Annotated in this window: 11 protein-coding genes and 1 pseudogene; 2 read left to right on the top strand and 10 right to left on the bottom strand. The window is 67.7% G+C overall.

What is annotated here, in order from left to right; translation table 11 throughout:
* The 8 genes and pseudogenes from QHF83_RS27715 to QHF83_RS27680 all read right to left on the bottom strand — a co-directional run.
* Positions 1-282, bottom strand: a pseudogene (locus QHF83_RS27715) (hypothetical protein); the annotation flags it as partial.
* A gap of 12 nt (positions 283-294) precedes the next feature.
* Positions 295-1,257, bottom strand: coding sequence for a thioredoxin-disulfide reductase (gene trxB, locus QHF83_RS27710; protein WP_282420961.1), 963 nt, complete (start codon positions 1,255-1,257; stop codon positions 295-297).
* Between the two features lie 98 nt (positions 1,258-1,355).
* Positions 1,356-2,156 carry a hypothetical protein gene (locus QHF83_RS27705; protein ID WP_282420960.1) on the bottom strand — a complete coding sequence of 267 codons (801 nt, stop codon included), beginning with the start codon at positions 2,154-2,156 and terminating at the stop codon, positions 1,356-1,358.
* A 155-nt stretch (positions 2,157-2,311) separates the two neighbouring features.
* Positions 2,312-3,859 (bottom strand): hypothetical protein, encoded by a 1,548-nt coding sequence (locus tag QHF83_RS27700; RefSeq protein WP_282420959.1) that lies wholly within the window; start codon positions 3,857-3,859, stop codon positions 2,312-2,314.
* A 36-nt stretch (positions 3,860-3,895) separates the two neighbouring features.
* Positions 3,896-5,572: an MXAN_5187 family protein gene (locus QHF83_RS27695; RefSeq protein WP_282420958.1), complete on the bottom strand. Its 1,677-nt coding sequence runs from the start codon at positions 5,570-5,572 to the stop codon at positions 3,896-3,898.
* 16 nt (positions 5,573-5,588) lie between these two features.
* On the bottom strand, positions 5,589-6,356 hold the full coding sequence (locus tag QHF83_RS27690) for a hypothetical protein (RefSeq protein ID WP_282420957.1): 768 nt from the start codon (positions 6,354-6,356) through the stop codon (positions 5,589-5,591).
* 167 nt (positions 6,357-6,523) lie between these two features.
* Positions 6,524-6,976, bottom strand: coding sequence for an STAS/SEC14 domain-containing protein (locus QHF83_RS27685; RefSeq protein ID WP_282420956.1), 453 nt, complete (start codon positions 6,974-6,976; stop codon positions 6,524-6,526).
* A gap of 137 nt (positions 6,977-7,113) precedes the next feature.
* A complete protein-coding gene (locus tag QHF83_RS27680) occupies positions 7,114-9,021 on the bottom strand; it encodes an ATP-binding protein (RefSeq protein ID WP_282420955.1) in 1,908 nt (635 codons plus the stop codon).
* 526 nt (positions 9,022-9,547) lie between these two features.
* On the opposite strand from QHF83_RS27680, the gene QHF83_RS27675 reads away from it, so the two are divergent.
* Complete coding sequence (locus QHF83_RS27675) at positions 9,548-10,261, top strand: hypothetical protein (protein ID WP_282420954.1); 714 nt, start codon at positions 9,548-9,550, stop codon at positions 10,259-10,261.
* A gap of 483 nt (positions 10,262-10,744) precedes the next feature.
* A complete protein-coding gene (locus QHF83_RS27670) occupies positions 10,745-13,543 on the top strand; it encodes a kelch repeat-containing protein (protein ID WP_282420953.1) in 2,799 nt (932 codons plus the stop codon).
* Positions 13,544-13,705: 162 nt separating this feature from the next.
* Here the strand turns inward: QHF83_RS27670 and QHF83_RS27665 are convergent, their stop codons facing one another.
* Both QHF83_RS27665 and QHF83_RS27660 read right to left on the bottom strand, forming a co-directional pair.
* Positions 13,706-14,548, bottom strand: a complete 843-nt coding sequence (locus tag QHF83_RS27665; RefSeq protein ID WP_272416988.1) for an inositol monophosphatase family protein — start codon at positions 14,546-14,548, stop codon at positions 13,706-13,708.
* Positions 14,545-16,014, bottom strand: coding sequence for a Mur ligase family protein (locus QHF83_RS27660; protein ID WP_282420952.1), 1,470 nt, complete (start codon positions 16,012-16,014; stop codon positions 14,545-14,547). Before QHF83_RS27660 ends, QHF83_RS27665 begins: the two co-directional genes overlap by 4 nt.
* Positions 16,015-16,105: the final 91 nt, after the last annotated feature.

Below are 16,105 nucleotides of genomic sequence, written 5' to 3'. Positions count from 1 at the left end.
CGCAGGCGCGCGCTCGGGCGGCGGCGTGAACGGCGCGGGCTGCGCGAAGGAGGCGTCCGCCGCGGCGGGGCGCCGATCCGGGGCGGGCGCGGGCGCGCGAGGGTTTGGCGGCGGCGGCGCGTCGTGGGGTTCGGCCGCGGGATACGCAGGCTCGACCTGGCTACGCGCGGGCGCGAGCGGCAAGCCCCACGCGCCCGTGCTGTCGTACCACTCGACGAGCGCGCGCACCGAGGTCGCGATCTCGAGGAGCTCGTCGCGCGGGTCGGCGTGGGGCTCGTCCATCGAAGGCCTTCGTCAGTGACTCCCACCTTCTTGCTGCAAGAATCGCTCGGCGTCGAGCGCGGCCATGCAGCCCGTGCCCGCCGCCGTGACCGCTTGCCTGTACGTCCAGTCCTGCACGTCACCCGCGGCGAACACGCCGGGCACGCTCGTGCGCGTGGAGCCGGGCACGGTCTTCAGGTAGCCGTTCGGGTGCGTCTCGAGCTGCCCGACGAAGAGCTCGGTCATGGGCGTGTGGCCGATCGCCACGAAAAACGCCGCGACCGGAACGGACGACTTTTCCCCGGTCTTGAGGTTCTTCACGACGATCCCCGTGACCTCGTCCTTGGAGACGTCGAGCACGTCCTCGACCACGTGGCTGTAGAGGATCTTGATCTTGGGATTCGAAACGACGCGGTCGACCATCGCCTTGCTCGCGCGGAAGTCATCGCGGCGATGCACGAGCGTGACCGAGTTGCAGAGGCCCGCGAGGTAACTCGCCTCCTCCATCGCGGTGTCGCCGCCGCCGACGACGGCGACGTCACGACCGCGGTAGAGCGCGCCGTCGCACACGGCGCAGGCGCTCACGCCCTTGTTCTTGAGAAGCTCCTCGTTCGGCAAGCCGAGGTAGTTCGCGCGCGCGCCCGTCGCGACGATCACGGTCTTGGCGAGGTAGAGCGTTTCGTCGACCCAGACCTTGAACGGCCGCGCGGAGAGGTCGACCTTCGTCACGTCCGCCGTCACGATCTCGGTGCCCTGGTGCTCCGCCTGATCGCGGAAGCGCTGCATGAGCTCCTGACCCGTGACCTTCTGCGGAAAGCCCGGATAGTTCTCGACGTCGGTCGTGAACATGAGCTGACCGCCGGGAATGAGCCCGCCCGCGTTGAAGCCCTCGATGCAGAGCGGCTTGAGGTTCGCGCGCGCGGCGTAGATGGACGCAGTCAGGCCCGCAGGGCCCGAGCCGATGATGATGACGTTGCGGACGGGTGTGTCGGTCATGCTGGCCCGGGTCATAGCGAAGGCGCGCGGCCGCGTCGATACGCGCGCACCACCCGGACGAACAGAGGCGGGAAAGGCCGCGAATTCTGCGCCGAGGCCTACTTTTTCTTCTTCTTCTTCGTGTCCTTCGGCGGCGGCGGGGGCTCGGCGACGAGGCCGCGGTTGTACTCGCGGGCGACGTCGTGGAGGTACGACTCGGTCGTTTGCTTCGGGAAGTCGGAGGGCGAGATCTTGTCGTTGGCCATCCGGGTGGCCTTGTCCGCCTCGCGACGCATGCCGCCGAGCGCGGCCGAGTAAATCCAGGTGCCGATCGCGCCGACGATGACGCCGCCGATGATGATGGCCGTGGAGCCCGCCGTCGGGATGAGGGGATCGTCCTTCGTGACCGCCGCGGCGATGGCCCAGCCGCCCGCGATGCCATAGCCGACGCCCGCCACGATCATGCCCGTGGAGCGCTTGCCGGCGTTCTCCTTGATGCCCTTCTCGTAGACGGACATCGAGTTCGCGTGGTTCTCGCGGATCTCCACGATGCGCTCCTCGAACGCATCCTCGAACGCCCTGTCGCGCGCGATGTGCAGCGCGCTGAGCACGTCGATCGGCTGCCGGCCCTGGTAGACGCCCCACTGGTAGCCGCGGTGCGCGACCTGCTGGTTGCCGTAGATGCGGCTCGATCCGACGAGACGACCCTGCGCGTCGCGAATCTGCTCCTCGCCGAGCTCGACGCGCTCGGTCGTGGTGTACGTAAAACTCTCGCCCTCGACGCTCAGGGGCTCGCCGGTCTTTTTGTGCTCAAACTTGTACTCGTATTCGTCCGGGGCCGTCGGCGGGGGCTTGGGAATGGCACAGCCAAAGGCCGCAAAACCCAGTCCAACCACCATCAACGAAGCACGCGCGTTCATCCAAAATCCTCCCGGACTCGTTCGTCCCCAACCGAGAATAACCGTGGCATCGAAGCGTGCCGGCGTATCCGGTGTCAACGCCCTCGACGTCATTCTTCACGTGACGTTGGGGAACCGTCGTGCGTCGTTCGTCCAGCCGCGCTGGAACGAGGTCTTCAGAACCGGTAAGTCGCCCCGAGCGCCACTTCGTTCAGGCTCGACTCGAGCCGTCCGCCATTGACGTTGTGCACGCTGCGATAATTCGTGGTCGCGTCACCGGAGAGGCCCAAAACCTCACCCTTGCCGCCGTTGTCGAGCGGTTCGAAGAACGTGTGCTGGTAGGCAATCGAGACGTCGACCGGCCCGAGGCGCACGGTGCCGCCGCCGCCCACGCCGACCTTGCTGCCGAGGTGGAAATCGGGGTTCAGGTACGCCGGGTCCTGGCCGTTGGTTTCGAAAAACCCGCCGGCGCGCACGGCGATGAAGCCGGGGATGATCGTGAAGTCGCCGCCGAAGCGCACGCCGAAGACGTTCTTCCACTTGTGCGGGATGTCGGCGTTCTCGGGGATGTTGCCCGGCGTGCCGTTCACGCGGATGCCCGGATCGAAGCGGACCTCGAGGACGTCGACGACGCTGTTGTGCGCGTAGGTGAAGTCGACCTCGATGTCGAAGAGGTCGTCGGCGAGCGAGTCGCGCACCTTCGGGCCGGTCTTGGGCACGAGCGAGCCCGCGCGCAGCGGGTGGTGGTAGCGGAAGCCGAGGCGCGCCTCGAGCGGGAGGCGGAACTTGAGCGAGCCCGCGTCCTCGTCCTCGGTGATGTTGCAGTTCGCGGGGCCCATCGGGCACGGGTTCTCGTTTTTCTGGCCGCCCGCGCGCCAGTAGAGTGATTCGAGCTTCACGCCCGTGCGCGTGGAGATCGCGTCCTGCCACTTGAACCACGCGCCGAGGTCGAGGCGCTTGTGCGGCGAGGCGAGGACGCCGACGACGACGCCCGGCACGAAGCCGTCGAAGGCCGAGAGCGTGGACTTGACTTCCTGGTTGCCCGCGAAGTCGTCCCTGGGGAACTGCGAGGTGGCCTCGGTGAAGTTGACGAAGTCGATCGAGGCGACGCCCCAGATGAAGCCTGCGCCGATGCTGAGCCAATCCTTGATCGCGTAGCTCACGCTGAGCGTCGGGTTGATGATGAGCGAGTCGCTCTCGATGAGGAGGTGGCGCTGCGGCGCGGGCTGCGTGGTCGAGATGCCGAGCTGGTTCGTGTACGGGACCGACTCGGGCCAGACCATCTTGCCGACGCCGTGCGGGCCCATGACGGAGAGGCCGATCGCGAGCTGCCGCGTGATGCGGAAGTTCGCGGCGATCTGCGGGTTCGGGAAGGGCGTGCTCTCGGCGCAGACGGGGTCGGAGGGGCCGCCCGCCGCACCGGGGCCGGGAATGCCGCCGCCCGGCGAGACGGGCTGGCCGTTCACGTCGCGCCGCGAGAAGCAGCGATCCATGAACATGAGGTGCGCGCCGACGTGCACGCCCGACTTCTGGAACGCGAGGCCCGCCGGGTTGTAGTACGCGGCGAGCGGATCGTCGGCGCGCGCGACGTAGGTATTGCCGCGGCCGACCTGCACGACGCCGTTGTCGGGAGAGTCGATCCCGGAGGAGGCGCGCGCGACGCCCGCGCCCCCGAGCAAGACCGACCCCACGAACGCCCCCACGACGAGATTCCTCGCGCCCATCGCTCTGCCGCTCCTGCCGATTGCCGATGCTCTGGTTTACTTGTTGACCGGCGAGGCCTTCAGCGCGGCCTTGCCTTCCTTCGCGTACACCGTGAACTTCACGCGCGTCACGCCGTGCCGCTGCACGAGCGCGTCCTTGTTGCGTTGCAGCGTCGACTTGAACTTGTCGAACGTCATGCCCGCCGTCGGCTCGCCGCACTGCTGCTTCATGGCGACGAACTCTTCGTAGACCTTCTGCCACTCGGTGAGTTCGTCGACCTCGCCCGCATCCGCAGCATCCGCAGGCTCGGCGGCCGCAGGCTCGGCGGCGGCCTTGGGCAGCGGCGGCGGCGCCGCGGGCGCGGACACGGCCTCGGGCGCGCCCTCGGGCACGGACTCGACCGGGTCCTGCGTGGTCGAGCCGGGACGCGGCTTCGGCTTCGGCAGGGCCTTCGGCAGCGGCTTCGCGGGGGCGCTGTTCGGGACCGTGATCGCCTGCGACGAGGTCTCGCCGGGGCCGGGCACGGCGAAGGCGCTCATCGTGGGCGCGGCCGGGATCGGACCGAGGACCGTCTCGAGATCGGCCGCGCGACGCGGCGCGCCGCCCTTGGCCGCGATCTTGTCGATGCCGTCGTTGATGTCGGAGGCGACCTTCTTGTATGCGCCGCGGAACTTGCTCGGCGCGAGCACATCGACCTCGCCCTTCGCGAGGCGGATGGCCTCCTTGCCGAACGTGGCGAGCGGCTGCGTGTGCTCGAGGACCGAGAAGAAGATGCCGAGGCCCGCGAGCCCGACGACGAAGACGACGACGAAGAGCCACGAGACGTTTTTCTTGTCCGTGTCGTCGGCCTTGCCGAGGAAGTCGAGCGGCCCCGAGACGGAGACCGCGAGGCGCCCGACGGCGAACCCCGCGCCGAGATCCCAGGCCTCGCCGGCCATGCGCGCGTAGACGACGCCGAGGTGCGAGGCGATGACGCGCGGCTCGCTGCGGCCCTTCTCCTGGTAGTCCTTGTTGTCGTCGAGCTGCTTCAGATCCTGGGTGATCTGATCCATGTTCGACTTGTCGAACCCTTCGGGGGCCCAGGACGCGACGCGCGCGCCGTCGGCGTAGAAGGCGACCGCGGCGCCCGTGCGCTTCGAGACGCCCTGCGCGAACCTGTCGTCGACGATCTTGATGCCGACGACGGCGCCGACGGGCTCGCCGTTGACCTCCGCCTCGACGGGGCGCGTGACGACGCGGTAGATGCGGCCCTTCGAGACCCACGCGTCGTCACGAATCCAGCCGTGCAGCGCGTCGGCGACGACGGGGTAGCCACCGAGATCCGCGTCCTCGATGGGCAGGTCGTTCACGACGCCGACGGCGGCGATGATGCGGCCGTTCGCGTCGACGGCCCGGAGCGCGTCGAACGTGAGGTCCGCCGGCACCTCGGTGGCGAGCTTCTTCAGCGCCTTCTGCCCCTCCGAGATGATGTCGCGCGAGAGCTTCGGCTCGCCCGACGCCTTGGCGAGCTGCGTGCGCAGCTCGGGCGAGAGCGCGATCGGAATGAGCGCGCTCGAACGGTTGCGCGCGTCGTCTTTGAGGTACCAACCGACGGCGCTCGAGTCGGCGGCGAGCGAGTCGCTCATCGCGCGGAGGCCGGCGCGGTTGTACATCTGCGCGGCGAGCATGAGGATGAAGGCCGCGAAGCCAGCCACGATGGCGAGGGCGAGGTACCAGAAACGGGACAGGATCATCTTCTCGTCTCCGCCTTCACTTGCTCGGGGTCTCGCCGACCACGAGCGGAGCCTTGAGGGGCTGCTCGGTCGGGAAGGGCGTGATCGTCACGTCGAGCTCCTGGCCGACGGGCTCGCCGTTGAAGTACGCGCGTAGCTTGTGCGGACCGGGCTCGAGCTCGATCGCGAAGTCGCCCTTGCGATCGGGATAGGTCGAGGCGATCGCGCGGGGCTCGACGACGATCCAGGCGCGGATGCTCGGCGCGAGTTGATCGCGGAGCTCGTATTTGCCGGGCGCGGGCGGGGTCCAGGAGCGGCTCTTGCCGCCGGCGGTCTCGACGGCGCCGAGGCCCTTGTTGCCGGTGTCGTAGATCTTGTGCGGGAACGGGTCTTTGTTCTCGAAGTTGATCTGCTGGCCCTCGGGCACGACGACCGTGACGGGGCTCATGCGACCGCCGCCGATGCTGATGGTGACGGGCACCTTCGCGGGCGTGCCCTTGTCGCCGAGCGCGACGATCGCGACCTCTTTCGGCAGGTGCCCCGTGAGGGTACGCACGTCGGGCCGCACGGTCGGGGACGGCTCGCGGAACGTGTAGCGACGAGCGTTCGGGTCCTTCGCCTCGTTCCACACGGGGTTCAGGAGCTTGTCGGCCCCGCTCAGCTTGCCCTTGGCGGTGACGGCGGCAAACGCAACGCCTGGGACGGTCAAGAGCACGAGCGCGACGGCTCCTCGGCGGAGCAGGCCGCGCAGGCGGCCGGATTGGCTCGCCTTCGCCTTGGAAACGAGCGTGTCGAACGTGTCCATCGGAAGGGGGAAGCTACCGGAATGGCAGGGCAAACGGAAAAGAAAAGCCGCCAGGGAGGACGGCTCGCGGGGCCAGTCGCGCGGGCGTCAGAGGGGTGGCGGCGCGAGGCGCGTGCGGGGTCAGCCCGTTGACGGGTTTTGCTTGACAGGGGCGGCGGAGTGATCGGTCAGGCGGGGCTCGTTCGGAGCTCGGCGAACCAGGCGCGGGCGGCGGCGTGGTCGTCGAAGTAGCGGACGGGGGACTTGGCGACTTCGAGCTTGAGGAGGCGGGCGGCGCGGATGAGGGTCTCGGAGAGCATGCGCATGCGGTAATCCGCGCCGACGACGGCGGCGGCGCGGATGAGGCGCGGGTTGAACTGTCGGTTGAACTCGATGGCGGCGCTGATGCTGACGCGCGGGAGGTGCACCGCGGCGTCCGTCACCGAGAAGAGCGCGCCCGTCCGCGGCACCGCTTCCCGGACGAAGGCCATGATCCGCGCGGCCTCCTCGGCAGCCATATCGCGGGCGAGGCGAAAGGCAATGATGTCGGGCGGCTCGAACCAAGCGATGTCGGGGATGATGTCGAAGGGGGTGTCAAAGGAAGTGAGCCCAGGTACCCATGAGCTCGGAGTATCGGCCATGACACCATGTGTATCATGGGTGATTAGGCAGAGATGGCGGTCATGCGGAGGGGGCGGAGAGCAGCGGCTCTCGTCGGGCCAGGCGCGGACGGAGGTCTGAGCGGGCAAGCTGTGGAAGGATCGCGGGCGAAGGCTCCCTATCGCTTCTTTTTTCCAGCAGTCTGAGGGAACAACGCCGCAATCTCGATGACAGGGATTACGCGTTCCTTGCCATCGTCGTCGTACACGATCTCATAGGTATCGATCGGCGGCGTCAGCACAGGCTTCTTCCGCTTTCGCAGCTTGCCACCGCCGTAGGAACTCTCCTCGAAGATGTCTCCTTCCTTTCCTACGCTCCAGCAGATGATGACATCGATCGCGTCGAAGAAGTGATGAATCGGGTTGTCGGCTGCTACCTCGAGCTTGAACTCGACCCGAACGAGGGGCCGTCGCTCGGTGAGAAGTTTTGAATCGCGAAGCTTTCCGATCGCGTCCACGCCTTCGCTGGCGTCGTACTCGATAACGTGAATCGGCATCTCGAAGCGCCCCGCCAGCAATCCATACACGTAGAACAGCTCCTGCTCGGAGCGCGGCGCCTTCATGAGAAGCGAGTACCCATCCGGGAGCAGAGGCAAGCCGGTCACGTCGCTCGGATCGATCCCGTCCTTCTTCGTCTTTGCCTCGATCCATTGCTGCGCCTCCTCGAGCCGCTGCGTCATCTGGTTCAGCTCGCGCTCCCTTCGCCGCTCGAATGTGGCCCTCCGAAGGCGCTCGACCCATTCCTGAAAGCTCTTGTTTTTGAGGGCTTCTCGGAGCACCGTCACGAGCGCGTCGACGACCTTCGCGTCGAGGGTGACTCGGTTGGATACATCGTTCCGGTTGGCCGTGAGACGAAAGCTCTGGTGATTGACAAATACCTTCCAGTTGCGGAGGTTATTGAGTTCGAAACGAAGCTTCTGGCCAGACGCCTCGTCGAGCGCCTTGCGCAAGAGATCATTGCGTTGCGTTACTGGGATGAAATCGCGACACAGCCACAGCCCGAAACGCTCCTCGAAGCTGTATACCCCCTGATGCCCTTGCCATTTCGCTTCCAGGTATGTATCGAGTTGCCGCCGGTGCCCCTCGACACGCGCTACAATCGCGATTCCGTCATCCGTCGTCCAGGTCGCAGGTGTCGTCAGCCGCAAGGCACTCTTGTCGTCACGCATGCGCCCCGCCCCTGAGCCCTGATACTCGTCTGCAAACCGATGACCGTAAGCGAGCAATCCAGTATTGCTCTTGAACTCTTTGGTGTCGTCCCCCCAGGCTGCCAGAAACCTCGTGTTCGGGCCCATGCCGATGGGCTGGTATGTTTTCTCGCCGTTGATACGCAGTCGAACCTCGATCGGCCGGAGCTCCCCTTCGTGGAGCCGCAGCGTATCAAGAATGGCATCTCCGCGAGCGATGGCCCGGTGAAACTCCACGCGTTGCTGGAACAGGCCGGACCGGATATCTCCGATGGCCGTGAACCAGTCACAGTAAGACTCGATCTTGGGTCGCTCGAGCAAATCTTGCCGATCCTCGAATCGTACCTGCTCGATCAGGATCACGGCCCCCGTGCTGCTCCCGAGGCCCATATCTTCGATCTCACGGGATAGGGCATCGCTCGGACGCAACGCAACCTCGTCGATGTCTTCTTCCTCGCGCTCATAGGGCATGTCGAGCCTGGTCACGCGCCAGGGCTCCGAGACATCCGTCCGCGTCGCCACCGAGAGGCGGCGACAATCGAAATACAGCTTGGTCCCGTGACCCTTGTACCCAATCGATTGCTGACCTCCCGCCTTCTCCGAGGCCCCCACCCCCCAGAAGGCCTCGAGCCGCTTCTGGTCCATCCCTTCGCCGTCATCTGCGATGAGGATCGTCACCTCGTTGCGTTGATCCTTGGCCGTCTTGAACCAAACCCTGCGCGCCCCGTGATCCTTCGCGTTCGAGATAGCCTCGCGAAAGACTTCCAACGCGCTCACCTTGTTCTCGGAGAGTTCCCGGACCAGATTCCGGATATTGAAATTACGTTTGATCTTGATCATGATGGTTGGTCCGGGGTTGATGGGCTGTCCGCGCTCGGTTGAGGGGAGCAGGGGACTTCACCATCGCCAAGTCTCAAGGAGATGAAGGTCGTTGACAAGCGGTCATACACCTTGCTTCCGCCCCGTCCCCCTCATCCCCTCCCTCCCCGCAACGCCGCCGCCTTCTCCGCCACGCCGCCCCCGAGCCCTCGGCACCCTTTCCGCACCCTCCGCCACGCCGCCCCCGAGCCCTCGGCACCCTTTCCGCACCCTCCGCCACGCCGCCCCCGAGCCCTCGGCACCCTTTCCGCACCCTCCGCCACGCCGCAAACGTGTCTCCCCCCACGTTTCCTCTCCCTCCGCCACGCCGTGGACACGCCCCGCGCAACACCTCCACCCCCACCGCCACCCCACCGCGCTGCCGCAAGTCACCTTGCCGCGCCCTCCCCTCGACCCGCCTCCCCTCCAAGCAACCCGTATCCGCCCTTGACAACCCCGCCCACATCCTTTCTGCTACCCGCCTTACCAACCAGCCAGGAGACGAGCCTTGTCGGTACTCCCCAACGCCAAGACACCCATCACCCGCTGCGAGCTCAAGAGCCTCTACACGCGGACCATGCTCGGAAAATTCTCCGACGTCGCTGCCCTGAACGGCCTCGCCGCCAAGCTCGAGGACGCCACGAACGCGCTCCTCGCGCGCGAGCAGGCCTACAACCAGCAGATCAAAGAGCTCATCGTCATCCGGGTCGAGGTGAAATTCACGGACAGGCTCGCCGACCAGGTCGTTCGCCTCGCGCTCAAGCGCGCCGAAATCGAGGATGGTCGCCCGGGCGGTCGTATCGTATCGACCCTGTTCCCAGGCGGCTCCACGCCGATCATCAAGCCCGTCGGCGGCACGCAGATCAAGGAAATGCGCGCCCTCGAAGGTCGATATACCGAGATCGCCGCCATCTACCCCGCCGGCTCGGCCGAGCTCGACAAGATCACCGCCCATCGACACCGCTACGAACAAGCGCTCGAAGCGCGCAAGCTCGGCATGGAGGCCGCGGCGCAAGCGCGAGCCGCCCGGAACCTCGCGAAGGAAGAGTTCCTCGATGTGTTCGCCGAGGTCGCCAATCGCATCAAGGCCGCCTTCCCGCGCGACAAGAAGACGCAAGACCTCTTCTTCCTCAAGGACAAGACCGACGACGGGCTCGATGTCGGCGACGACGAGGAGCCCGAGGACGAGGCGGCCACGGGCACAGCGCGCAGCGAGGAGTAGGAGCTCCCACCCCAGCGGAGTATCCTCGGACGTTCGAAAAAGATGAGCCCGGCTCTCGCCGGGCTCGAAGAAGAGTTCCTTACCGCCGTAATCGTGGATTGATGGCTTGAACCCCTAGCTTGCGGCTAGGTGGGTGCCCGATGTGCCGCTTTAGGCTTCCCGATGACTTCTCGGGCCTAGCTCACCACGACAGCGTAGTGGGCCCCTGGTTCAGGCTTACTCGGGATTCAATTGCCAATCACCTCACGGAGAACAGCAGAGGGAACAACCATACCCTACCACCCCAGAGGCCAACGCTCCAGCCCGAACACGAGCCAGTACGAACCGAAACGACCGGAACGTCGGCGACAGACGGTACGACTCCGCACAACGTGAACGTCGCGCGCCCCGTGCTCGTCCGTTGACACGCGCGGCGCGGACGCCGGTATCGTGGGGATCATGCGTACCATGTCCCTCTCTCGCCGACTCCTTTTCGCTCTTTGTATGGCGCCGGCCGTGTTGCCGCTCGCCTGCAGCCGCGCCGATACCCCGGAGGTGCTCACCCTGAATGCGGCCACATCGGCGCTCACGGCGCCGCGCTGGGACGTGGTGCCGCCGATGAACATGTCGCGGAATCGGCACACGGCCACGTTGCTCCCGAACGGGAAGGTCCTCGCGGCCGGCGGCGGGAGCGAGACCGCCGAGGTGTTCGATCCGGTCGCGAATTCATGGACGCTCGTCGCGCCCATGAGCACGACGCATACGGCCCATACCGCGACGCTCCTGCCGAATGGAAAGGTCCTCGTGGCCGGAGGCGTGACGGACACCGTCGAGGTGTACGATCCGGTCGCCGGTACATGGACGCTCGGCGCGCCGCTGCTCGCGGCCCGCATGGGGCATACCGCGACGCTGCTCCCCGACGGGCGGATCTACCTGCTCGGCGGCGTCATCGACGGGGATGGTGTCACCAACGAGGCGGAGATCTACGATCCCGTCACGAATACGTCGGTCGAGGTCGCGCCGCCGCCCGACGACATCGAAGAGCAAGACCATACGGCGACGCTGCTGCAAAACGGCAAGGTCCTCGTCGTGACCAATTCCCTCACGCAGGTTTATGATCCCGCCACGGATTCGTGGACCTTCGCGGGCACGATCCAGAACCGCGAGGGTTACACCGCGACGCTGCTCGAGAACGGCAAGGCGCTCATCACCGGCGGGTACACCGATTACGGCGGCGAGGGTTTCACCGCGGAGAACCGCGGCACGGTGCTCTACGATCCAGCGAGCAATACATGGGCGGGGGCGACGCCGATGAACGTGACCCACTACATGCACACGGCCACGCGCCTCGCCGATGGTCGGGTGCTGGTCACGGGCGGCGCGTTCCCGGAGCTCTACGATCCGGTCACCGGAACATGGTCGCTCGGCAAGTTCATGAACACGAACCGCAGCGGGCACGTCGCCACGGAGCTCGCCGACGGGCGGGTGCTCGTCACCGGCGGCGGCACGGCGAGCGTCGAGTCGCTCAGCCTCGCGACGAATGGCAGCGCCTGCCTCTTCGACGGCGAATGCGCGAGCGGCTTCTGCGTCGACGGCGTCTGCTGCAATGCGGCGTGCGACGCGGGCGCGTGTGACGCCTGCGCGGTGAGCAAGGGCGCGTCCGCGGACGGGATCTGCACCCCATTGAGCGGGGCCTCCTGCGGCAGCGCCGACGGTTGCACGGCGAATGGGGTATGCCAGGCGGGCGCGTGCGTCGGGGATGCGCCGGTCGGCTGCCAATCGGCATGGACGCCGGCCGGGAGCATGTCCATGGCGCATCAGGAGGGCACGTGGGCCGAGCTCGCCGATGGCCGCGTGCTCATCGCCGGGGGAATCAACAACGACTGGGACGATAACCCCACGGTGCAGATCTACGATCCAGCGACGAACGCCTGGAGCGACGCCGCGCCGCTCCAGCATGTGCGACGCCGCGCGAAGTCGGTCCGGGTCGCGACCGGCGAGATCCTGGTGGTGGGCGGCGATTCCCCGTCCTCGGCAGAGCTTTACGATCCGGCGAGCAATACGTGGACGATGACCGGCGCCATGGCCGCACACCACGACAATGGCCTCGTGCTCGCGCGGCTGCCCGACGAGCGAATTCTCGTGGTGGGCGGCGGGACGGCGGCCGCGGAGCTGTACGACCCGGCGACGAAATCGTGGAGCGCGACGGGCTCGCTCGGCGCTCCGCGCTCGGGGCATTCGGCGGTCGTCCTTTCGGGAGGAAAGGTGCTGGTGACCGCGGGCCATGGAAACCCGGCGACGGCGGAGCTTTATGATCCGGCGACGGGGATGTTCTCGCCGGCCGGGACGCTGACGTTCGCGCATCCATTGCACCAGGCGACGAAGCTCCACGACGGCAGCGTGCTCGTGGTGAGCGGGGAAGGCGCGGACCGGTATGATCCGGCGACGAATGCATGGACGCCGACGCAGGCATTGCTCATGCTGCCCGCCGATTTCACGACGACGCTGCTCGACGATGGTCGGGTGCTGGTCGCAGGCGCGCGGAACGTGCCGCACGCGCAGGTGTACGATCCGACGACGAACGACTGGACGGTGACCGGTCCGCTCGATGTCGCGCGCCGGCGCCACACGGCGATGCGGCTCGGAAATGGAATGGTGCTGCTTTTGGGCGGCAGAGAATGGACCGGCGGCAATGATTGCCCGCTCCGCAGCGCGGCCGTGTACAACCCGGAGACGAATGACTGGACGCCGGTGCCGAGCATGAGCGCATCGCGCACTCGTGCCGGCGCCGTGCTGCTCGAGGGCAATCGTGTGCTGGTCTTCGGAGGAATGCAGGAGGGCTGCTCGTCTGGAGACGGCGACCCGGCCGCCCACGAGAGCGCCGAGATTTACGAGGGCGGCGTGACGCCGGACGGCAGCGGTGGCACGGGTGGTATGGGCGGCTCGGGCGGCGCTGGTGGTATGGGCGGCTCGGGCGGTATGGGTGGCTCGGGCGGTGATGCCGGAATGGGCGGCGCTGGCGGCTCAGGCGGTGATGCCGGAATGGGCGGCTCCGGCGGCGCTGGCGGCGCTGGCGGAATGGGCGGTTCCGGCGGCGCTGGCGGAATGGGCGGCTCGGGCGGCTCCATCGGTATGGGGGGCTCCGCTGGAATGGGCGGCTCCGGTGGCTCCGCGGGAACGGGCGGCTCTGAGCCTGGGGACAGCGGTTGCACCACCACGGGCGGCCCCTCGAAACACCCTGGACGTGGACTCGCGGCCCTCGTGGCCCTCGCCGCCCTCGTCGCGCGACGCCGCAAGCGCTGAGAGGGTATTCCACAGGCTGCTACACGAATCGTCTCGTTGCATCGACCGCACCGCGGTCGATGCACCAGAGGTCCAGGGCTGTGCCCTGGTTCGGGTCCAGGGGCGAAGAGCCCCTGGTCGGGCCCGGGGTGAAACCCCGGCGCTACGCTCTCGCAGCAGCCTCTACGCGTTGATCGCCTCGACCAACGCGTCGTGCAAATGCCCATTCGAAACGGCGATGTGCCCCTCGTGATAATTCGGCACCCCGCCCTCCAGCGACGTGATCCTCCCCCGCGCTGCCAGCACCATCGCGCAGCCTGCCGCGACGTCCCAGATGTTGAGCTTCCGCTCCCAGTAACCGTCGTACGTCCCGTCTGCGACCATGCACAGGTCGATCGCGGCGCTCCCGCAACGCCGCACGCCCTGCACCACGTGCTTCACGCTCATGAACGAGTGGAAATTGTTCGCGGGCGCGACGTTGCGGATTGGCGGAAACCCCGTGGCGACGAGCGCGTCCTCGAGCCGCATCGTCGGGCTCACGCCGCATCGCTGACCATTACGCCGCGCCTCGCCGTGCCGACCCGGGCGGCCCGAGACGCTCACGGGCTCGCCCACCCAACCGCTCCAGCGAAGGCCGAGCGCCGGCGCCACGACCGCGCCTGCGATCGGCTCGTCGCCGTCGAAGAGGCCGACGGAGATGCTCCAGAAGGGGTGGCCGTGCACGAAGTTCGTCGTGCCGTCGAGCGGGTCGACGTACCAGACGAGGCCGCTGCGCAGGGCCATTGGCGCGAAGCCGTCGCCGCGCTCCTCGCCCACGACCGGGATGCCGGGCGCGAGCGAGCCGAGGCGCATCGCGATCATGTCCTCGCTCGCGCGGTCGTACTCGGTGACGAGATCCGAAGGGCCCTTCGACTCGACGGGCGGGCGCGAACGGAAGCCGGCGCTCACGAGCGCGCCCGCCTCCTCGGCCACGAGCTGCGCGATGGCGGCAAACTGCGCGCGCTCGCCCGTCGTCGTGCTCTTCATGGCGCGAGCGCTCCCCGAAGCTTGTCGTAAATGCCGCCGAACGCGCCGTTCGAGAGGAGCGCGATGGTGTCGCCTGCCTGCGCGCCGCGCGCGAGCAGCGTGACGATCTCGTCGACCGACGCAGGCGTCCACGCGCGCTTGCCCCGTGCTTCGAGCGCTGCCGCGAGCGCGCGGAGGTCGAGCCGCTCGGCCTCGGGGATCTCGGTACGGCCGAGCGGGGCGAGGACGATGACGTCGGCCGCGTCGAACGCGCTCGCGTACTGCTCCTGATGGAGAGCACGGCAAGCGGTCGCGCTGCGCGGCTCGAACACGGCGTAAAGCGCGCCCTTCGTGTGGCGGGCGCGGAGCGCGCGCAGGGTCTCGTCGACGGCGGTCGGGTGGTGCGCGAAGTCGTCGTAGACACGGACGCCGCGCACTTCGTAGAGCAGATCCTGCCGGCGGCGAACGCCCTGGAAGGTCGCGAGGGCCGAGATGACCGTGGAGAGCGGGACGCCGAAGCCCTGCGCGACGGCCGCGGCGGCGGCGAGCGCGTTGCGGATGTTGTGGCGGCCGGGGATCGCGAGCGCGACGCGGCCCGCGTAGACGCCGCCGGCGTAGAGGTCGAACGACTGGCCGTTCTCGTCGACCTCGGCAGGCGCGGCGAGCCAGTGCGGCGGCTGTCCGTGGGTGTCGTCGCCTTCGAGGGCGAACCACGCGACCTCGGCGCGGGCCGAAGCACGGACGACGTCGACGACGCGCGGATCGGCCGCGGCCGCGACGATGAGGCCGCTCTCGGGGACACGCTCGACGAAGCCGCGGAAGGCCGCGAGGTAGGAGGCCTCGTCCGGGTAGATGTCGACGTGGTCGTGCTCGATCGACGTGAGGATCGCGACCTCGGGCCGGTAGTGCCAGAACTTGGGGGTCTTCTCGAAGAAGGCCGTGTCGTACTCGTCGCCCTCGACGACGAACGGCGTCTTGCGACGCGACATGCCTTCGCCCGTGACGAGCGGCAAACGGCCGCCGCGAGCCACGTCGCCGGGGACGCGGAAGCTCGCGTCGAAGTTCTTGGGCAAGCCGCCGATGAGAAAGCCCGGGTCGCGGCCGGCCTCGTGGAGGAGCCACGCGCAAAGGGCGCTCGTCGTGGTCTTGCCGTGGGTGCCGCCGACGACGAGCGGAGAGCGATGCGCGAGCAGGAGCTCGGCGAGCGCGTGAGGCATGCTCTTCGTCGGGACGCCGCTGTCCAGCGCGGCGCGCGCCTCGGGGTTCGTTGGACGGCAAACGTTTCCGATGACGACGAGATCGGGGCGAGGTTCGAGGTGCTTCGGGTCGAAGCCCTCCATGAGCCGGATGCCCCAGCGTTCGAGGGCGGGGCCCATGGGAGGATAGAAGGCGACGTCGGAGCCGGAGACGTCGTGCCCGCTGGCCTTGAACAGCCCGGCGAGCGCGCCCATCCCCGTCCCTGCCACGCCCACGAGGTGCACGTGCATGGCGGCGAGTTTGCTATAGGAGGGCGCCACGCTCAAAGCGCCGCGACGAACACCACGTTTGATTCCCGGTCGGGCTTCCGATAAAGCCGGA

Origin of the sequence: Polyangium sp. 15x6, assembly GCF_029960785.1 — a bacterium.
GTDB lineage: Bacteria > Myxococcota_A > Polyangia > Polyangiales > Polyangiaceae > Polyangium.
This window is presented reverse-complemented; position numbering and strand designations above follow the sequence as displayed.